Source organism: Sphaerothrix gracilis Ecp01 (assembly GCF_030405905.1).
In the GTDB taxonomy this organism is placed as follows: domain Bacteria; phylum Cyanobacteriota; class Cyanobacteriia; order Phormidesmidales; family Phormidesmidaceae; genus Sphaerothrix; species Sphaerothrix gracilis.
The window spans coordinates 100,224-119,690 of record NZ_JASATW010000014.1 but is presented as its reverse complement, the minus strand read 5'-3'; the positions used below and the strand labels follow the sequence as shown (position 1 = coordinate 119,690).

20 protein-coding genes are annotated in these 19,467 nt (G+C 52.8%); 9 read left to right on the top strand and 11 right to left on the bottom strand.

Annotation, left to right across the window (positions count from 1 at the left end; genetic code table 11):
• The first annotated feature begins 36 nt into the window (after positions 1-36).
• Positions 37-1,092: a fatty acid desaturase family protein gene (locus QJQ48_RS16730; protein ID WP_346292382.1), complete on the top strand. Its 1,056-nt coding sequence runs from the start codon at positions 37-39 to the stop codon at positions 1,090-1,092.
• Here QJQ48_RS16730 and rpsU read toward each other — a convergent pair.
• Together rpsU and QJQ48_RS16720 are read right to left on the bottom strand one after the other, a co-directional pair.
• Positions 1,076-1,279, bottom strand: coding sequence for a 30S ribosomal protein S21 (rpsU, locus tag QJQ48_RS16725; protein WP_346292381.1), 204 nt, complete (start codon positions 1,277-1,279; stop codon positions 1,076-1,078). The two genes, QJQ48_RS16730 and rpsU, sit on opposite strands and share 17 nt — an antisense overlap.
• 71 nt (positions 1,280-1,350) lie before the next feature.
• A complete protein-coding gene (locus QJQ48_RS16720) occupies positions 1,351-1,641 on the bottom strand; it encodes an RNA-binding regulator (protein ID WP_346292380.1) in 291 nt (96 codons plus the stop codon).
• Positions 1,642-1,786: 145 nt separating this feature from the next.
• Between QJQ48_RS16720 and QJQ48_RS16715 the strand changes: the two genes are divergently transcribed.
• Entirely contained in the window at positions 1,787-2,287 is a 501-nt protein-coding gene (locus QJQ48_RS16715; protein WP_346292379.1) for a hypothetical protein, read from the top strand.
• Positions 2,288-2,399: 112 nt separating this feature from the next.
• Here the strand turns inward: QJQ48_RS16715 and QJQ48_RS16710 are convergent, their stop codons facing one another.
• Positions 2,400-2,876, bottom strand: coding sequence for a TspO/MBR family protein (locus QJQ48_RS16710; protein WP_346292428.1), 477 nt, complete (start codon positions 2,874-2,876; stop codon positions 2,400-2,402).
• 100 nt (positions 2,877-2,976) lie between these two features.
• Entirely contained in the window at positions 2,977-3,780 is an 804-nt protein-coding gene (locus QJQ48_RS16705) for an SDR family NAD(P)-dependent oxidoreductase (RefSeq protein WP_346292378.1), read from the bottom strand.
• Between the two features lie 214 nt (positions 3,781-3,994).
• Here QJQ48_RS16705 and QJQ48_RS16700 point away from each other — a divergent pair, with 214 nt between their 5' ends.
• Entirely contained in the window at positions 3,995-5,407 is a 1,413-nt protein-coding gene (locus tag QJQ48_RS16700) for a serine hydrolase domain-containing protein (RefSeq protein ID WP_346292377.1), read from the top strand.
• Positions 5,408-5,479: 72 nt separating this feature from the next.
• On the opposite strand, the gene QJQ48_RS16695 is transcribed toward QJQ48_RS16700, so the two are convergent.
• Entirely contained in the window at positions 5,480-6,328 is an 849-nt protein-coding gene (locus tag QJQ48_RS16695; protein WP_346292376.1) for an EamA family transporter, read from the bottom strand.
• A gap of 41 nt (positions 6,329-6,369) precedes the next feature.
• Here QJQ48_RS16695 and QJQ48_RS16690 point away from each other — a divergent pair, with 41 nt between their 5' ends.
• Complete coding sequence (locus QJQ48_RS16690; protein ID WP_346292375.1) at positions 6,370-6,684, top strand: hypothetical protein; 315 nt, start codon at positions 6,370-6,372, stop codon at positions 6,682-6,684.
• Positions 6,685-7,376: 692 nt separating this feature from the next.
• Here QJQ48_RS16690 and QJQ48_RS16685 read toward each other — a convergent pair.
• A complete protein-coding gene (locus QJQ48_RS16685; RefSeq protein WP_346292374.1) occupies positions 7,377-8,234 on the bottom strand; it encodes a DUF2267 domain-containing protein in 858 nt (285 codons plus the stop codon).
• A 234-nt stretch (positions 8,235-8,468) separates the two neighbouring features.
• Between QJQ48_RS16685 and QJQ48_RS16680 the strand changes: the two genes are divergently transcribed.
• A complete protein-coding gene (locus QJQ48_RS16680; protein ID WP_346292373.1) occupies positions 8,469-10,901 on the top strand; it encodes a ligase-associated DNA damage response DEXH box helicase in 2,433 nt (810 codons plus the stop codon).
• A 705-nt stretch (positions 10,902-11,606) separates the two neighbouring features.
• On the opposite strand, the gene QJQ48_RS16675 is transcribed toward QJQ48_RS16680, so the two are convergent.
• Positions 11,607-11,822: a ssl0294 family protein gene (locus QJQ48_RS16675; RefSeq protein WP_346292372.1), complete on the bottom strand. Its 216-nt coding sequence runs from the start codon at positions 11,820-11,822 to the stop codon at positions 11,607-11,609.
• A 297-nt stretch (positions 11,823-12,119) separates the two neighbouring features.
• On the opposite strand from QJQ48_RS16675, the gene QJQ48_RS16670 reads away from it, so the two are divergent.
• The 4 genes from QJQ48_RS16670 to QJQ48_RS16655 all read left to right on the top strand — a co-directional run bounded on the left by QJQ48_RS16670 (position 12,120) and on the right by QJQ48_RS16655 (position 14,602).
• Positions 12,120-12,437 (top strand): hypothetical protein, encoded by a 318-nt coding sequence (locus tag QJQ48_RS16670; protein ID WP_346292371.1) that lies wholly within the window; start codon positions 12,120-12,122, stop codon positions 12,435-12,437.
• A gap of 7 nt (positions 12,438-12,444) precedes the next feature.
• Positions 12,445-12,834 (top strand): cupin domain-containing protein, encoded by a 390-nt coding sequence (locus QJQ48_RS16665; RefSeq protein ID WP_346292427.1) that lies wholly within the window; start codon positions 12,445-12,447, stop codon positions 12,832-12,834.
• The gene (locus tag QJQ48_RS16660) at positions 12,831-13,769 is read left to right on the top strand and encodes a ChaN family lipoprotein (protein WP_346292370.1); all 939 of its coding nucleotides are present in this window, start codon (positions 12,831-12,833) and stop codon (positions 13,767-13,769) included. Before QJQ48_RS16665 ends, QJQ48_RS16660 begins: the two co-directional genes overlap by 4 nt.
• Positions 13,770-13,879: 110 nt before the next feature.
• Positions 13,880-14,602: a hypothetical protein gene (locus QJQ48_RS16655; RefSeq protein ID WP_346292369.1), complete on the top strand. Its 723-nt coding sequence runs from the start codon at positions 13,880-13,882 to the stop codon at positions 14,600-14,602.
• Between the two features lie 2 nt (positions 14,603-14,604).
• On the opposite strand, the gene QJQ48_RS16650 is transcribed toward QJQ48_RS16655, so the two are convergent.
• The 4 genes from QJQ48_RS16650 to QJQ48_RS16635 form a co-directional block, all read right to left on the bottom strand.
• Positions 14,605-15,756: a response regulator gene (locus QJQ48_RS16650; protein WP_346292368.1), complete on the bottom strand. Its 1,152-nt coding sequence runs from the start codon at positions 15,754-15,756 to the stop codon at positions 14,605-14,607.
• A gap of 158 nt (positions 15,757-15,914) precedes the next feature.
• Positions 15,915-18,131 carry a hybrid sensor histidine kinase/response regulator gene (locus QJQ48_RS16645; protein WP_346292367.1) on the bottom strand — a complete coding sequence of 739 codons (2,217 nt, stop codon included), beginning with the start codon at positions 18,129-18,131 and terminating at the stop codon, positions 15,915-15,917.
• Between the two features lie 224 nt (positions 18,132-18,355).
• Positions 18,356-18,628, bottom strand: coding sequence for a hypothetical protein (locus tag QJQ48_RS16640; RefSeq protein ID WP_346292366.1), 273 nt, complete (start codon positions 18,626-18,628; stop codon positions 18,356-18,358).
• A 263-nt stretch (positions 18,629-18,891) separates the two neighbouring features.
• Positions 18,892-19,347 carry a CsbD family protein gene (locus QJQ48_RS16635; protein WP_346292365.1) on the bottom strand — a complete coding sequence of 152 codons (456 nt, stop codon included), beginning with the start codon at positions 19,345-19,347 and terminating at the stop codon, positions 18,892-18,894.
• Positions 19,348-19,467: the final 120 nt, after the last annotated feature.

Here is a 19,467-nt window from a genome sequence, read left to right as displayed (position 1 = left end):
AACATGCCTACCTGTGATTAAAGGGGGTGTTCGTGAATGCACTGTCCCGCTCATTCGCTTCAAGACCTGAAGCGAGACTTGCAAACTGCTACGGCTGATTACCATCAGGTTCATGCTGGCACTGGGCTATTTCGCTTCAGCGTTATCAGCGCTATACAGCTCGGCTTCGCGATTTGGGCTTGGCAAAGTCAGACCTGGCTAGCCTTTGTTAGCCTCAGCGCGATCGCTGGGCTGTTTTATGCCTTCGGGTTCATCTGCACCCACGACATGATGCACCACACCCTGACGGGCTGGCGCTGGTTTGAGACGGTCATCCCCCGTCTGCTGAGCTGGCCGATGCTGTGGCCCTATGGCCTATATGCTGAGCTGCATCGCCTACATCACGGCTGGAACGGCATCAATCTTCAAGACCCGGAAAGGGTCCAGTGGACTGAGGCAGAATATCAGGCCGCATCGGCCTGGCAGCGCTGGTATGTACGTCACCAGTGGCAAATTGATATCTTTCTGCTGGCCGGATTGGGAATGATCGCTAAAACCTGCCATCAAGCGCTACGGTTGCGCTCGGTCAGTCCGCGTCTTAAGCGACAAATGCTCATTGATGGCACCGGCATTTTAGTGACTCAGATCGCTTTGCTCAGCCTAGCTGCCTATTACGGCGTGGTGCTGAAATACCTGCTCTTTTGGCTGGTGCTAGAGCGTGTTATCGGAGCCGTTGCCCAAACCCGCGATCACCTAGAGCATTATGGTCTATGGCAGCAGACGGACAGCTACCAGCTCACCCAGCTCTATGCCTGCCGCAACCTCAAGACTTCCAAATGCGTCAGCTGGCTGATGGGCGGGCTGAACTATCACTCGGTTCATCACGCCTTTCCCACCATTCCCTTTGACCAGTTGCCACAGGCCTTTGAGCAAATACAGGCTGTTTTAAAACAACACCAGCTACCGCCCATGCAGATGGGAGATGGTTATTTCAAAGAAACGCTTTGGCTGCTACAGCATCCTGCTCTAATTGAAGACGCTGATCTCACAAAAGCGACGGAGCGCTACTACAACACGTCCGCAGCCACGCCTTTACCTATGAAGACTGCCTAGCGCGTCTGGAAGACCATCGCCGCTGACGGTGCCGGGCGAGCTGCTTGCGCTTACGCTTTTCAGGCGGGGTTTCAAAGTAGCGGTGCTTCTTCATGTCCTGAAAGATACCGGCTCTGGAAACCTTGCGTTTGAACCGCCGCAGTGCCGATTCGATTCCTTCGTTTTCTTCCAGAGTAACTTGGGCCATATCGTCTTCTCCATTTAGACCAAAAAAAGCAGACAATCCGTCTGCCAAAAGCATTCAACAGATGTGCAAGCTTAGAAACCGCGAGAAAAACCGCGATCGCCGCCAGAATTGCTGCGCTTTTCTCTAGGCTTCGCCTTGTTAACTTTGAGGTCGCGCCCCATCCATTCTGCCCCATCGAGTGCTTCAATGGCAGAACCTTCTTCTGACTCTTCTACCATTTCAACGAAGCCAAACCCTCTAGGACGACCAGTTTCGCGATCGGTGGGCAGGGTTACGCGCTTAACACTGCCGTATTCGGCAAAAACCTGCTCTAAATCCTCGCTCGTTACATCATAAGATAGGTTTCCGACATAAACTGTCATGGACTAACCTCCCGCCTAGAAAAATTCAGTTTTGCTCAAATTTCGGAGGTTCGCCTGAAAGTATGAAATCTTAAGACAAACTGGGCTACCGAAAATCAATTATTCGCACTCATGCACCTTAGCATACAAACATTCTCAAAGCTTCATGCCTAAATTTCACAGTCAGCGAGACTGGCAGCTAGCCCAGGTGCTGATGCAGCCCGCCCTGATTCGCGTCATTGACAACATCCGCAAACGGCTAGAAACCTCCAGCTGGCGCGGTTCCTACAAAACTCAACAGGTTTGGCCCACAGCTACTACTGCCGCCCAAAAGCAGCAGGTGGAAACTCTACAGGCCCAGCTCCCGCAGGCCCAGACCCCAACCGAGATAGACGAAATTGAACAGCAGCTCTCTCAGCTACCCGCAGCTATCCCTTTATACGAACTGCAGCTGGAAAAGGGCGATCGCCAACAGACTGTAGATATCTGGCAGCTCTGCTATCGGGTGTGCTTTCAAAACTATGATGCTGAGCAAGAGGCGTCTCCGGTTGACCTAGACTGGCAGCTAATCGATCAGGCGACTGGCAGCGTGGACTGGGATCAGCTTGATCAAAAAGCAAGTCAGCTTGTGGGAGACATCTTTGCACAGCTTTGGGAAGAGGCGTAGAGCGTAGCGGGTTAATGGGGAATGAAGTCGTCAACAGGAAAGTGAACTTCTCAGCTCTTCCACTGCCTCGATCTGCTGCGGCTGCCCTATCTTGCCTGCCCTATCTCCTGGCCTACGTCTCCGCTGGATTTAGCTGCATCATCACCCAGGTGGTGTAAGTGCCAATTGGACTCCAAATTAGGTAGGGCACCAGCAGGGCTGCCGCGACCAGAGAAATAGGAAGCACTGCGATCGCCAGCAGGAGCGCGATCACAAAACCAGCGGCACCGATGACAAGTCCCACCGTTAGCTTTTTTACCCACAGCATGACGGTGGAATAAGCCACGGTGACGACTTCGAGCAGGGCATAGACGCCCATCAAAATCCAGGTGCGAGAACTGCCGGGGTCTTGTTGCCAAACGTTATAGGCTGACCAAGCGCCACAGATAAAAATAGTCGTCCAAAAAACAGGAATAGCTTTCTCGAAGGTGAGCCAGCTTGGCCGCTGCAGTCGCCGGAACCACTTGGCCCCTGACGGGGGAATCGGAGCGCTGCCTAAAACGGCAATGCCCAAGGCCACACCGCCAATAATCATCCAGGGCTTAATCATAGGTGTTTGTATAGCCGATAAGAATATAGTTTGATTTTGCAATAAAAGCAGACCCTTTTTAACTGAAGCGGGGCGATCGCGCGATCGCCCCGCTTCGGCTCTAAATCCCCATTGTGGCGACGGAACCACCGTCTACTCGGTAATTAGCACCGACGACAAAGCTTGACTGCTGGGAACAGAGGAAGGTGATGACAGCCGCCACTTCCTGAGCCTTACCGCGCCGCTGTAGTTCCAGGTGGGGCCGCTTTTCCTGCAAGAAAGTTTCGATTGCCTGGTCGAAACTCATGCCCTTTTCTTCTGCCCGCTGCTGCATCATTTTGTCCGTCATGGGGGTGGCGATATAAGCGGGAGAAACGGAGTTGACCAGCACCCCGTCTTTAGCAAAAGCCTTAGATAGATTCTTGGCCAAATTCAGCACCCCTGCCTTGGCAGCACAGTAGGGCATCTCGTCTGTATAGGGCTGGACAGCATCCTCTGAGGCAATCAGCACGACCCGCCCCCAACCGGCTGCTTGCATACAGGGGATAAAGGCACGACAGACGCGAACCGCCGCCATAAAGTCGGTTTCAATGGTTGCATACCAGTCTTCGTCACTTAGCTCTAAAAACGGCTTCGTAGCTCCGGTGATGCCCGCCGCGTTGAGCAAAATATGAACGCCGCCAAAGCGATCGAGAATTTGCTGCTTAGCAGACTCCACTTCTTCTAGGTTTCTGAGATCGGCTTTCACCGCAAAGGCTTCACCAACTGTTTTGACTTCCTCGACAGTTTCCTGGAGCTGCTCTGTCGTTTTGTCAATTAGCGCAATTTTGACGCCTTCATCTGCCAGCAGCTTGGCCGTAGCCCGGCCAATACCAGAGTCGCCCCCGGTAATTACAGCCACTTTATCTTTAATCCCCAACTGCATAAGATCTCCGTTATTTTTTAAGCCTAAGTGCGCTTTTAACACTCCTTTTTGAGGAATTTGCCTAGCTGCACGCCTTTCATCGTAAAAAGGTTTGTGATTTTATTGGTCTACCTTGAAGCGGAAATCAGCCCAATATCGTGGTTTGTATCGATAGACAGGTAAAATTCAGGCGAGGATTTGCTAAAAGGTTTAACTGATGTGTGGACTGAAATGAATGGCGACTCTATCCGCTCCAATCTTAGCTGGGCTGAGCATTCTAGCCATTCTGCTAGTTTGGGCAGTTCTGTATGTTCTGTGGCGCACAGCCTTGCTAGCGGCAGCGTACAAGGCAAAGGTGCTGGCCTCTAGCATTTTCGTAGCTCAGCGCCAGCCGGAAGCGGTTTTAGCCGAAGACCTTGCCGTTGATAATCTGGCTCTGCTGAAATACGTCCAGACTCAGATTGACTGGCAGGCTCAAACTGTAACGGCTTCGGTTTTTGGGGTGGCTCAGCGCCAGGTAATCTGTCGGCCTGGGTTAGGCTGCACGCTGGTGGTAGACGTACCTGCAGGTAAGATTCAGCAGCAGTCAAATCCGCTGGCAACTTGCTCTCGCAGCCACAAAGTTTTTGAGTTTCCGATCGCGGCAGAACCTCCCCATCGCGTTGACGAGGCGCAGCTAGCAGCCGTGGTCGAGTCAGCGTTTGCTGAGGCTGATCCAAAGCGGCAGCAGCGCAGTCGGGCCCTGATCGTCGTGCAGGCAGGCCAAATCATCGCTGAGCGCTACGCACCAGGGTTTACGGCAGAAACTCCCCTGCTGGGCTGGTCAATGACGAAAAGCGTGGTGAATGCGCTGGTCGGAATTTTAGTGCAGCAGGGCAAGCTATCGCTAGACACCTGCGGCCTGGTAGCTGAGTGCAATGAGGCAGGCGATCGCTGTGAAGCCATCACCATCGACCAGCTTTTACGCATGAGCAGCGGCCTGCCATTCTCCGAAATTTACAGCAATCCGCTCTCTAACGTCACCAAAATGCTGTTTAGTCGCGGTGACATGGCAGCCTACGCGGCCAATCGCACTCTGGCGGAAGTTCCAGGAGCGCACTGGAGCTATGCCAGCGGCACAACCAACATTCTTTGCCGGATAATCCGGCAGGTGGTCGGCAGCACCGAGGCCGCTTATTTTGCCTTTCCTCACCAGAGGCTGTTTGAGCCGCTGGGCATGACCAGCGCTGTTTTAGAGCCAGACGCTAGCGGTACGTTTGTCGGATCCTCTTATATGTACGCGACGGCGAGAGACTGGGCTAAGTTTGGACAGCTCTATCTACAGGATGGGGTCTGGGACGGGGAGCGAATTTTGCCGGAAGGCTGGGTGGACTATTCCCGCACCCCCGCCCCTGCAGCCCCGCAGCAGCAGTATGGGGCTCACTTTTGGCTGAAGGTGCCCCATTCTTACGCTTCAAAGCGATCGCCCAAACCCCAAATGCCAGCAGACACGTTCATGGCCTGCGGCTATCAAGGGCAAATTCTAACCCTAATTCCGTCACTGGATTTGGTCGTCGGGCGGTTTGGCCTCTCCCAGCTACGCGGCAGTTGGGATCACGAATGGTTCATTCAGCAGCTTGTAGCCGCCGTCTCTGCCAGTGCCGAATAGCTAATGTCCCCCCGCTACGGGGCTTTCAGCAGCTTTCCAGGCCCCAGCGCTCCATAGAGATAATTCAAAAAGCTAGGAGCGAAACCGGGCTGCTCCCGCTGCGGCCAAACTCACGAGTCCGACGGCAATCATCGCTCGCAGCGATAGGGTTTCTCCTAAAATAATCCAGCCTGCGATCGCCGCTGCCACAGGTTCCAGGCTCAGCAGCACGCCAAACGTCTTGATCGGCAGCAGCCGCAGCGCCATCAGCTCGAACGAGTAGGGAATCACCGACGACAGCAGAGCCACCCCTAACCCCAACGTCAAGGCTTGAGGCTGTAGTAGGGCAGCCCCTTCGCCCAAAACGCCCACAGGCAGCAGCACAATCGTCGCGATCGCCATCGCCCAGGCCAAGCCGTCTATGCCCGGAATAGCGCGGCCTGTTTGGGCCGACAGCAGAATATAGGTGGCCCAAAAAACGCCCGCCAGCAGCGCCAGTCCCATTCCCAGCAGATCCACCTCAAACCCTTGAATCGGCGTCAGCAGCAAAATTCCTGCCCCCGCCAGCAGCACCCACAGCCCGTCTAGCCAGCGCCGCGAATTGGCAACCGCCAAGCCCAGCGGCCCCAAAAATTCCAGGGCGACGCCAATGCCAATCGGTACCCGGTCGATAGCTTCATAAAATGACCAGTTCATCAAAGCCAGAGAAAGGCCAAATCCGGCCAGTAGCCAGAGGTGAGTTCGCGCCAGCGCCTGCCAGCGGGGACGCCACAGAATAAACAGAATGACAGCGGCAAAGCCTACCCGCAGCAGCACCATCCCTGTTGGCCCCAACTGCTGAAACAGCGACTTGGCTAAGGCAGAGCCGATTTGCGTAGAGCCAATGGAACACAGAACCAGTCCCATGGGCGGCACGGAAAGCCGAGATGCAAGCTGCTTCATGAATTGCCTACGATAGTTTAGATGTGCAAAAAATTTGGCCCATGCCTGAAGCAGATCAACTCCAAGCGCTGCGATCGCGCTACCTGCAGCTCACCAATCAGGTGCTGCCAGAAGCCGCTAAAACGCGACAATTTCCAGTACGCTTCAACCACTGCTTTCAGCGCATTATTCTAGACAATCTGTTCCAAACCTGCTGGTATGAGGTACTCGAAAAAGGTAAAACGCCGGCCTATCAGCAGCTTTCTAAGTCGCAGCTAGAAGCGGCGATCGCGATCGCAAACAGCGTTTTAGAACAGCCAGACGAGTATTTAGCAGCCCTTAACCGTAAGAGTCTACACTGGCGCGGGCACGACTAGATTGAAGCTGCGACCTGAGAACAAGCTGTGGAGGCAGCATAGCCTGATACCTCCATAGCCTATAGAAGGAAAAAGCACTTTTGCCTAGCAAAAGCCTTAAAACTTAGCAAATAGAAAAGATAGTTTAACCTAGATTTTTACACCTTGATAATAAAAATACTTACGGCAAATTTTGTTAACGCTGCCAGTCGCTAGCCAAAGTTGTGCAGGATACTTATCTTGTCCGAAGACTTAATCCTATTAGGACAAAGAGGTGATTCCAATGCACACCTATGAAGTATTCGTTGACATTTGCGAATGTCAAAGTCTAGCCAGCTCTAGCTGTCGCTTTTTAGAAGAGCGCTATCAGATTAGCGCTGACTCTAGAAATCAAGCTCAATATAATGCTCTAAACCGAGCCGAAGCTGCCCATCCGAAGGCAACTGAATATGATGTCAGGGTCACACGTATGCTGGCCTGATAGTTTAGCTTCCTTATTTTTACTCATTACAAGTCCCTGGAGATAAAAACTATCTCCAGGGACTTTTAGATTCGGGACTCACGCACTTGACGAGGTTTTAACTCATCGCTAGCTCCCAGCGATCGCTCTCCCTGATTGAGGGAAATAGGGGGACTTTAGTATGAATCCCTAGTGTCCAATTTTTGAACTGTGTAACTCTTAAGAGTAAGGGATTTAGCCCTTTAAGCAGCGATTAGGCTTCTTGCCAAAGCTGACGCACTTTGTCAGGCAGATAGCCCGCAATCTCGGAAATCCGCTCTTGGGATAGCTCATCTTTGGTGGCTGAGAAAACAGCAGAGGTCGCCTTTTCAGGACTGACATATTTGGATAAGCCGCCTTCCTGCCTAATGCGAAAGAGGAAGGTTTCACCGTCAAACTTCAGCGGCGGGCGAATCTGACTGAGGAAATGCACGATGGGATTGGTATCTTGCCAAAGCTCGGCTACTTCGTTTTGTAGCGCTTTGTCTTCAGTCTCGACGGCTTTTTCATGCAGTTCATCGGCTACCCGTCCGGAAGCGTCCTTAGTCATCAGGTCGCGCATGGTGCGAAAGACAACCTCGGCTAGGTCACGGGCATCAAAAATGTCTTCTAGCTGCCCTTTGATCATGACCTTCTCTAAAAAGTCCATGTTCTCAGTGGCAATCGGCGTTGCCGGACCGCCCTTAAGTGCTTCTGGTGGATTCTCGTTCATTTTTTCCAGCAGTCGCTGCCCCTTTTCCGTCAGTTCGGCTTTTTCAAACTCAATCAGGTGAGGCAGGGGACCATCTTCAGCGCCCAGCGTATTGGCAACCCGCACATCTACCTCATCGGGATTGACGACGCTTGGCACATCGTCCTGATTGCCGTAGGCGTTTCCGGAAAACTTAGCGTCGATAAACCCTTTTTGATTTAGATAGTCAAGATGGCCTAGCAGATCTGATTTACTGAGCTGACGCCCTACAAAGTCATTTTCGGTGAGATTGACTTCATGCTTACCCTCAGCGCTCGAGTCCCCTTCACCGATTCTTTTTAGCAAGATATAAGCAACGTCATCTCTTAGATTGATAGGCATATAAAATTTCTCCTAGCTGTTAAGTTTTATCAATGCGTTAACAAAACCCTAGGCTGATCTGCAGACAGAATCATCTACTGGAAGATGTATTTTGTCTGATTAGATACGGTTTGCGATCGCCTAAAGCTCTTAATGGCTCTACGGTTTCAGCCCACCAGGGCGATCGCCTTTTGTCGGTCGTATTAGGCTGAGGAAAGCAGATTTTTCCTAGCCTAGTTCTAGACATAAAAACTCATGACGGCAGTGTCTTCCCTCCTCGCGCCGATACAAGCCTGGTTTAAACAGCAGGGCTGGCAGCCCTTGCCCTTTCAGCAAGCTACTTGGGAAGCGTATTTGGCAGGCCGCAGCGGCCTAATTCAGGTACCGACTGGGGCGGGTAAAACCTATGCCGCCGTCATGGGGCCGCTGGCAGACCTCCTGCAAAATCCCGGCTCCGGCCTGCAGCTACTCTATATCACGCCGCTACGGGCACTGTCCCGTGATATTGAGCAGGCGATTCGCCGCCCTATTGAGACAATGGGCTGGAACTTACAGGTAGATGCTCGCACCGGGGACACCAGTTCCTCGCGCAAATCACGGCAGCTTAAAGCCATGCCCCATATTTTGATTACGACGCCGGAGTCGCTGGCGGTGATGCTGTCCTACAAAGAGACGGCCAAGCGGTTTGGCAAGCTGCGAGCAGTGATTTTAGACGAGTGGCATGAGCTGATGAGTTCCAAGCGCGGTACGCAAACAGAGCTGTGCCTGTCTCATCTGCGCCAGCTTAGCCCCCCGCTTAGAACCTGGGCGATCTCGGCCACCTTGGGCAATCTGCCGGAAGCGGCCCAGGTAGCAGTAGGGCTGGGCTGCGAGCCGATGGTGGTGCAGTCTGACCTCAAGCGGCAAACGGTGATTCAGAGCATTCTGCCGACGTCAGTAGATACCTTTCCCTGGGCCGGACACTTGGGCCTGCGGCTGTATGAGGAGCTGATTGCCGCCCTCGATATTGAGAAGTCAACTCTGATTTTTACCAATACGCGATCGCAGGCAGAGCGCTGGTTTCAGGCGCTGCAGTTTGCTCTGCCAGAACAGAGCGATCGCATTGCCCTGCACCACGGCTCAATTGACTTTAAGACCCGGCAGGCGATCGAGGCGGGAGTAAAGCAGGGAGAAATTAAGTGGGTTGTTTGTACTTCCTCCTTGGATCTGGGGGTTGACTTTCAGCCAGTAGAGCGGGTAGTGCAGATTGGCAGCGCCAAAAACCTGGCACGGCTGCTGCAGCGGGCTGGGCGCTCGGCCCATGTCCCAGAGGGCAAAGCAGAAGTATTCTTTTTACCGACGAATGCCCTGGAACTGCTAGAAATTTCCGCTTTTCGTCACGGTTTGGCCGCCGGACATATTGAAACCCGGCATCCCCGTTCTAAACCTTACGATGTTTTAATTCAGCATTTAGTGACGCTGGCCTGCGGCGATGGCTTTGCCCCCGCCCAAACGCTAGCCCACATTCAGCAAACGGTGTCTTATGCAGCTTTAACAGAAGCTGAATTTGATTGGATTCTAGACTTTTTGGCCCAGGGCGGAAAATGTCTCAAAGCCTATCCCCGCTACCAGAAAATTAGCCTCGATCAGGGCGTTTACCGGGTGACTAACGCCCAAATGACTCGCATGCATCGGTTGGGCATCGGTACCATTACCTCCAATCAGACGGTGCGCGTTGTCTATACCAATCGCAAAGAGATTGGTACGGTGGAAGAAAGCTTTGTCTCCAAGCTGAAGAAAGGCGACGTTTTCTTCTTTGCGGGGCGACAGCTAGAGTACTTTCAGCTCAAAGACATGGTGCTCTATGTCAAAGGCACCCAGAAGAAATCAACCGTTACGCCGAGCTGGGGGGGCAGTCATTTAGCCATTTCAGGTACCCTTGGCCTCTATTTGCGTCAGGAAATCGATCGGGTCAAAGATTTGGCTGAGCTAAATGCTGAGCTGAACTGCATTTTGCCGATTCTGGCTATGCAGGACAGTCTTTCGCACCTGCCTAGCCGCCAAGAGCTGCTGCTAGAAACCTTCAAATCCCGCGAAGGCCAGCATCTCTACGTTTTTCCCTTTGAAGGCCGCTTCGTCCACGAGGGAATTGGATTTCTCTGGGCCTATCGCTTTGCCAAACAGCAAAAAGCAACCTTTACGGTTTCAGTCAATGACTATGGCCTGGAGATCTTAGCGCCCAAGGACTATCCGTTCCAAGACCTGTTTGGCGATCGCTTTTTTGCCCAAGACCAGCTGATTGCCGATCTTAAAGCCAGCCTCAACATTTCAGAACTGACTCAGCGCCAGTTTCGCGGTATCGCCCAGGTAGCCGGTTTGGTCTTTAAAGGCTATCCCTCTTCTCGCAAAACCGTCAGCCAGCTTCACATCAGTGCTTCGCTGATCTATGACGTATTCTCCAAATACGAGCCTGACAATTTGCTTTTGCAGCAGGCCGAACAAGAGGTTTTAGCCGAGCAGCTAGAAGCACCCCGCCTAAGCCAGACCCTAGAGCGTCTTAGTCATCTCTCTACTGTCTGGAAAGCCACATCGCGCCCTTCGCCCTTGGCCTTTCCGCTGTTCGTTGAGCGCCTGAGTTCGCGTCTATCTAACGAAACTCTGCTAGAGCGGATTATCCGGATGAAAACCCAGTGGGAACACAAGAGTTGATGCTCATGTGTATCTACTGCGGCAGAGTTGAGTTTAATATTTAGTCTTGAGAGCCTACTCATTTTTGTGGAAAAAGCAAGTAGGCCAAAAGCAAAATCTAGCTGTGAAAAGCAATCGCTTGCCTGCCTGAAATAAGCCCTTTTTCAGGAGAATTTCTTACTTAAGATAGATGGCAAAGTAAAAGGCCATAGCAGGCTGGCTAGAGCAATAAATAACCAGGTATCCCAATCTTCTTTGGGCGTTGAGCTATCTTTGAAAAAAGCCTGTAACAGCGGAAACAGAGCGATCGCAGCAAAAAGAAAATAGAACTTGACTAGCATGGAAAACATAGCTTCTAGTGTCAATCGGTGTGCAGCTTGAGTAGATTACTTTCACTCCCCGACTGACTTAGTTATAAATTAATAATATGACGTTGAGGTCAGATAATTTACCTAAAAATTCAAATTTATATCGATAGTCTTAAGTGTTTATTCTAAAATAATTAGTTTCTTCCAAAAGAAAATTCTGTCTTAGTCGTTGAATAGACCGAGACAGCCGAGCTGGATTTTATCAGGTTCATAGCTGCTGACGAGGGGTAGTTGCTTTAGGTTCCTAAAAAGCTGCCGGAAAGTTCGTTGAGCAGTGAACTTTCCGGCAGCTTGCATTGAGAAGGGTGTAGATTAGCAGCCTATCGCCTATAAGAAGATTCAGATCATCAGCGGCTGTCTAGTCAATAGAAATTGTAGTTGGCCCCTTGCCGTTGCCATTTTGAGGGGCTGAGGCTGCCGAGGTGACAGGCTGTCCGGTCTGCTGGCTGAGCCAGGTTTTTACCGGATCTTCGCCGAGTCTGAGATGAAAAGCACCTGAACAGAAGCCGCCTAAAAACGCAATAGGCTGACCAAACATTTGCTGGGCTAGGGGGGTCAATTCGTCTAAAAACACAGTGCGCTTAGCTCCTTAAATCTGCCGTTTAGATCCTAGCGCGAAATTTTAGCGGGCAGCAGTGCTTGATGGCACGATGACTGTAAGACACATCTGTCTGCTAGCGGCAAAGTCTTAAGGAATGCCACAAAAAGTATCTAGAAATAACAAAGCGTCAGAGATTATTGCTGATTGCAGCTTGGCTATTGACAGTCCATCGCGGTCGCCGCTTTACTCAAGGCAGGGGAGCTTTTCTCTCAGCTCCTGAGGTGCTGTTTGGGCATCTCCTAAAATTCTTGGCCCTTAACGGTTAGCGTTGTGTATCAGTTCCTGCAACTTCTGCAGCTTATTTCGCAGTGGCTCATCCAGACCTGTGAGCCAATTCTCGTGCCTCTGTGCTTTATTTTTGCCTGGTCAATCATTTTTCTGGGACTGTGGAGCCTTTTGGCGGCTGGGCGTGACGGCTTAGCCAACGCCCGGCGGATGCATCAGATTCCCTGCGCCGATTGTCGCTATTTCACCAATCAGCATCAGCTTAAGTGTCCGGTTCACCCCTGTCAGGCGCTTTCAGAAGCCGCAATTGACTGTCCTGACTTTGAGTCTGCCGCGATCGCCCCTTATTCTGCCGGAAACTGAAACGACTATGCTAGTGCAAAAGCTGATGGACTGCGCAGAGTTCGTAGCCGGAGATGGAACCCTGCTGCGAGAGCTGCTGCATCCTGACAAGCAGCCGGTAAATCTGCGCTACAGTCTGGCCCATGCCGTCGTGCCGGTGGGACAGGTATCAGCGGCTCACAAGCTGAAAACTTCTGAGGTCTACTATATTCTCAGCGGTCGAGGAGAAATGCACATCGACCAGGAAACACAGCTCGTTAAGCCCGGAGATGCCATTTATATTCCTCCCCAGGCGCGGCAGTTTATCCGTAACTGCGGCCATGAACCGCTGACCTTCATCTGCATTGTTGATCCGGCTTGGCGACCGGAAGATGAAACTGTTTTCGCCTCTGCAGCGATCGCAGAGCCAGAAGCATGACGGGTGCTGGTAGCCTCGCTGGCCCCCTCAAAGGGTGTCTTGCTTTAGTCATTTTGCTCTGGGGCCTGGCGGTAGCTCCCCCGCCCGCGATCGCCCAGGGCCTACCCTTTTTATTTGAGGCGGGCGCTGCGGTTGAAACGCCAGCGGGCGCTGCCTACGGGCCTGCCGCGTTGATGTCAGAGCTGGCAGCGGCTGACGTAGTCTATTTGGGAGAAACCCATACCCGTGCTGCGGATCACCTGGCTGAACTGGCTATTTTGCAGGCACTCTATGCTGAACAGCCCCGACTGGCGATTGCGCTAGAAATGTTCCAGCAGCCTTTTCAGCCAGTCATCGATCGCTATCTGGCAGGCGAAATTGACGAGATAACGCTGCGTCAGCAAAGCGAGTATGAGAGCCGTTGGGGCTATCCCTGGGCTTATTACGCTCCAATTTTACGCTTTGCTCGCAGTCACGAAATTCCTGTGATCGCCCTAACCGCGCCCGCCGAAGCCACCGAACGGGTATCCCGAAAAGGGCCGCAGGCGCTGCAGCCAGCCGACGAGCGCTATATCCCCCCAGTTGCAGAATGGATGATTGGCCCCCCGGACTATCGCCAGTTCATGCTGAGAATCTATAAGGACATTCATCAGGGATTGGGGGTAGGGCAGGGATTTGATCGCTTTTTTGCCGTGCAAATTCTCTGGGATGAAACGATGGCAGCAGCGATCGCGCGGCTGCATCAGGCTAGCGATCGCCCGGTGCTGGTAATTGCTGGCCAGGGCCATGTTATCTACGACTTTGGCATTCCTAGCCGGGTGCAGCGGCGGTTGGGGCCGACTGTCGCGCAGCAGACAGTGCTGCTGAATCCGGTAGAGGCATTTGAGATCGAGACGGCGCAGCCTATAGGCGATTTTCTCTGGCGATCGCCGATGATGGCAGAACTGGAAGAGTAGCGAGCCAGCAGTTTTTTTAAAGGCAAATTTGGGGCAATGTGTTCGAGACTGCATGGGCGTCATTACCCAGTCCTATAGGCTAGCAGCATAGTTTATCCCGATAGCTTTCTATGCCAGCCCAGCTCAGCTTTAATCAGGCGCAAAAGTCTATTCGTAAAGCCGCTAAGCGTGTTTTAACAGAAAAAGGTCTGAAGCCCAATACTCGCAAAGGCAACAAAGAGTTTGACTTTCTGCTACAGCAGCTCAGGGCTGCTAGCTTTTCTTCCCATCAGGCGGCGATCGCTGTGGGCGAGCAGCTAGGCGAAAAAATAGCCGATCTGTCACAGCAGGCAGGTAAACAAAATCTCGATCGCGGCGTGGTACGTCAACTGGCTATGCAAACTGACTGGATAAGCGAGCTAGGACTGAGCGTTGCCAGCGCCGTGTCTGCCTCTACTCCACCCGCCGTTATTGACAGCCCGACAACAGCAGCGCCTGCCAACACGCCTACCCAAGCGGCCCAGTCTGCCGCTACCTCCCCGGCCAATGTAGCTGATACAGCAGAGGTGACGCCTGCCGCCGCCGCGACCGAAGTGCCAGCAGCTATTGAAACAGCAGAAACAGAAGCCGCAGTCACTGAGACGGCCACCGATCAGGAGGCAGAAGAGATGAATACAGAAGCCGAGCCCCCCGCAGCGACAGCCGCAGCTGAGCCGACCACACCCCCCATAGAAACCGCCGTTGCAGAAGAGGCTACTACGACCGAGACTGTAGGGGCTGATGATGGGGCAGCAGCCCCAGAGCCGGTAGCGGCACCCGATACGGATGAGGCCGCAAGCGAGCCGGTTGCCTAAGCCTATGGCCTAGCAACCATGCCCAAAACTTCGTAGAGCTGAATCTGAGTTTGCTTACCGCGCGGTATGACTTGATCAACCCAGCGGAGCTGGAACGGGTGCCCCTCGGCTAGCTGCGCCACAACGGCTTCGCTAACGATAGACTGGCAGGCATAAACTTTGGTCAGTTCTTCTAAGCGAGCGGCGGTATTGACGACATCGCCGACAACGGTAGTATCCATGCGGCGGCTGGCCCCTATTGTACCAATGACGGCCTGCCCGGTGTGCAGCCCCATCCCCACGCGAATGGGCGCATCAAGGCTAGCCGCTTGCTCCTGGTTGAGCCGGGTCAGTGCCTGAGCAATCTTGACGACGGCGGTTAGGCCATCGGTGGCGTGATGCTGGGAGCGATCGAAGACGACCATAACGGCATCCCCCAGATATTTGTCGATAAAGCCGTGACAGGCTTCGACTACCTGGTTGATGCTGGTAAAAAACTGGTTGAGCCAGCTAAAGGTTTTCTGAGCTGATTGAGCTTCGGCGATCGCCGTAAAATCACGAATGTCGCAGAATAAAATTGTCACCTCTGACTCAATTGCGTCACCAAGCTGAATCGACTCAACGCCTTGGGGCGCAATTCGCTGTAAAAACTGATCTGGCACAAATAGGCGAAACTTCTCAGACAGGGCTTTGTTGATATTCAACGCCGCTGTCATCTGCTGCTTTGACTGTACCTGCACCTGCTCAAAGGCTTGTACCTGCTGTTCCAACCTGCTTTCATAGGCGGCCTCGCGGAGCTGTCGTAGCTGCAGCAAACTGGCGATTTTGGTCAGTACCAGGTCAGCTTTAATCGGCTTGGTGAGGTAGTCATCGCCCATCGCAGCTAAGCCTTTGAGCCGCGACGTATCATCATCTAGGGCGGTCAAAAAAATAACGGGCACGGTTTGGCAGGCGGCATCAGCGCGGAGCTGCTCGCAAACGACAAACCCATCCATATCAGGCATCATTACGTCCAGCAAAATTAAGTCTGGCCGCTTTGACTGAACTTTTTGCAAAGCCTCAGCCCCCGACTCCACTGAGTCTGTGATGTATCCTTCTGCCGCTAGCAGCTCTTCTAGCAACAGCAGATTATGCGGTTCATCATCAACTAACAGGATGTAAGGAGCTGATGTCATAAGCGTAGGCGACGGCGCAACGGTCGGTAAGTTAGGTGAAAGCAATTGATCTATAAGTACCCATAATGTGTAGCGGTAGATGCGTAAAAGTAGATGCGCTGCTTAACTTTACAAGCGTTTTGACGAATATCCGCTGAAGCAGATGAGTAAACCTAACTTCAGCCAATTGGCGGATCAATTAGCCGATTGAGCTGGTGAATGAGGTCATTGAAGTCAAGCGGCTTGCTGAGGTAGGCATCAGCCCCGGCGGCTAGGCAGCGATCGCGATCGCCCGCCATTGCCATTGCCGTGACCGCAATTACGGGTACGGCCTGCCACAGGGGATGGTTTTTAATCTGTCGAATCAGCTCAAAGCCATCGACATGGGGCAGCTGAATATCCATCAGCACCGCTAACGGCAGCGATCGCGCTTTGATTAGGGGCGAGGCAATAGTCTGCTGCATGGTCTGACCATCGGCGATGATATCTACCGTATAGCCTTCCATCTCTAGCAGTTCAGCAATCAAAGACTGGTTATAGGGCTGATCTTCGACCACTAAGATGCGGGACTGACTGCTCTCTTCCTGGGCGATCGCCGTTTGGGCAAAGGCAGGTAAGCGGCCCATTGCATACGCCGAGGGTGCGGTCTGACTGGAGGGCGATCGCAGCTCGTTGAGCGGTAGCCATACGCGAAACGTGCTGCCCTCCCCGGGCTGGGAGATAAATGATACAGTACCACCGTGCAGCTCTGCCAGTCGCTTAGTCAACGCTAAGCCCAGCCCTGTCCCCTCATGTCGCCGGGTCAGGGAGGCATCAATTTGCTGGAAGGGCTGAAACAGAAGAGACTGTTTTTCTGTTGCAATGCCGATGCCCGTATCGGCCACGGCAATACAGAGGTAGGGCGTGCTGAGATTGACCGGACTCTCATCAGGCCGCATATCCTGCAAAAGCTGATTGCCATAGGCTAGCCGCACCGAGAGCTTGACCTTGCCTTTCTCTGGCGTAAACTTGATGGCGTTGGAAAGCAAATTGATAATAATCTGCCGCACCCGGCGCTCATCAATGGCGACTTGATCAATCTGATAGTCCAGTTCTAGGGCCAAGGCCAGTCGCTTGCGCTCAGCCCGCGGCTGCACCATCTGCAAGCACTGGCGGCAGAGACTCTGAATTGAGACGGTAGCGATATCTAGCTCAACCTTCCCCGCCTCAACTTTAGAAAGGTCTAAGATGTCGTTGATTAAGTGCAGCAGATGCTGCCCGCTCTGGCGAATCAGGCTGACATGTCCCACCTTACGATTGTCTAGCCCCTGCCGCTGGCGCAACAGCAGCTCTGAAAAGCCCAAAATACTGTTCAGCGGCGTTCTCAGTTCGTGAGACATAGAGGCCAAGAACTCAGACTTGAGCCGCGAGGCCCGCTCTAAATCCTGATTGATACGCTGCAATCGCTCCTGGGCCTGCACCCGCTCAATGGCGGCTCCCAGGGTGCGGCAGGCAGCCAGCAGCATATCCTGCTGGGGGGCTTCCTGGAGCTTCTGCAGGCTACGCGATTCCAAGGTCAGCACGCCGATAATGCTGCCGTCGGCGGAAGGAATCGGGAAGATGCCCAACTGTCCAATGGCGGGATGACGAAATTCTGCAACCGCATTGGGATGATTGGCATAGTCTTCGACAAAGCAGGGCTGCCCGGTTTCGACGACCTGCCAAAGAATGCCCTGGCCGTAAGGAATGCCCTGGTCGAGGCGCTGCTGCATGGCAGCCGCCACCGGCTCCCCGTGGGTAGCAATAAAATGACCGGAAATCAGGTTGGTAAGCTTACCCGCCGTGCGCGCAGTCCCTTGGCCGCTAATCACCTTGACATCCCCAAAAGCCGCCCCCATAGCCTCGACCAAGTAGTTCAGGGCAAAGCAACCGATTTGGATGAGATTGTCGGAAGTCTGCAGGCGCTCGGTCAGCCCCAGAAGAAATGTGAGGCGGCGCACTTCGTTGGCTAGGTCATTTTGGGCTTGGCGTTGGGCAGTGAGATTCCGAAAAATCAGCAGTTTACCGCTGTTGGAGGTGGCGGTGATGGAAAGGTCGAGGTAAATCTGATTGCTTTGGGTAATCTGAATCGCCTGACTTTCATTGAGGGACTGATGGCAAGCCGCTAAGACGCGATCGCGCTGCTGCCCGTCCCAAATATCTTGCTCGACTAAGAAGTCAATAATGGTCTGCAAACAAGGCTGCTGCTTTAGCCAATTACTGTCAAGATGCAGCGTTTGTACTAGCTTCTGGTTGAATAATATCAGCCGCTGATCGGCATCTAGTAGCGCAACGGCATCATCAACTTTTTCAAGGATGAGAGCAGGCTGTTCCTGAAAAGGATACAGACCTGACTCTAACTGACTGGACGGATTCATGATGCAGGGAAAAACAGAGACTTGCCAAACGTAGCGCTAAACAAAGTATTCAATTTAACGTACCATTTTAGCAAGTACGGAGTTCTCCTTCTAAAGAAAGGTTATCTGCTAGCAATCTTTAGCAATTAAAGCCGCCCTTTAGGATACAGCGATCGCCGAAAAGCAAAGACCGCGTGAGCTGCCTGCAAGACAACCCTCGCGAACATAGACTAGCTCAAAGCAAATCAGGACTTTTTCTCATAAATTTGTAGCCCTGCTTCTTCTAAATAAATAGTCGCTCCTTTCTGTTCGCCTAGCTTGCCCGAAAGCCCCCCGGCCCAAGCCGGAAAATCTTTAGCAGACTGGAGAAATTTTTGCCAGGTTTTGCTTTTAATCTCAGCGACAAAGTTATAACCTTCGCAAAACACTTCAACTTGCTGACGACCGCTGGGAAGCTGCCGCGTCATTGGGATGCCGGTAAATTTAATAGAAACTTCTGCTCGACCTTTTGCAACCATGACCTTGAAACCGTAACTAAAAGAATTGGCCTATTCACGTTTTCGTCGCACAGGTCTGGAATTTGACCTGACAGTCCGACAAAAACGATTAGGAGATAGAGGATAGTACCGTACTTTGGGACAGGCTGCAAAGGGGGGCAACTCAAAGCTGGCGATCGCGATGGAAAAAGCCCTGACTGATAGCAGCCAGGGCTTTAGATTTTAGCTAATGGGAAAAAGGCATCCTAGAGAGCGCCTATGCTCCATCGAAACAGAGCCGCAGCCTAGTTGAAGAAATCTTTGATGTTGTCAATCAGGCTTTCACCCGCATCTTCGGCCTTATCGCTGGCCTCTGCTGCTGCACCTTTGGCGCGGCCAATATCGCGCTTAACGCGGCCTTCGGCCTGCTCAGCCGCTCCTTCAACCTGGGTACCGAAGTCATCAAACTGATCGCCTGCCTGACGCTTAGCTTTACCCACAGTGCCTTCAACAGCGCCTTCTACCTTGTCGCTAGTACCCGCGCCCAGCATCCGGTCAGTTTCGCGCTTAGCCCGCTCTTGCACCACGTCGGCAGCGGCTTTGGACCCGGGAGCAACTCGGCTGGCATCTGCGCCCACGGCAGCAGTGACTGGAGCGGCAGAGACAAACAGACTACCAGCGACGAGCAAGACCGCAAAGGCGATCGCCAGCTGCTTTTGGACAGCCTTAACGAAGCTGCTAGCTAGGTTAAAAGTCTTCATATAATCTATCCTCTTGATTCTTATAGAAATATTGGGTCGATTCCTATGCAGTTGTAGCATCTAAACCGTTGGCGCTCATCAGCCTCTAGACTGAGCTGAAATCCTTTAACCACCTCATCT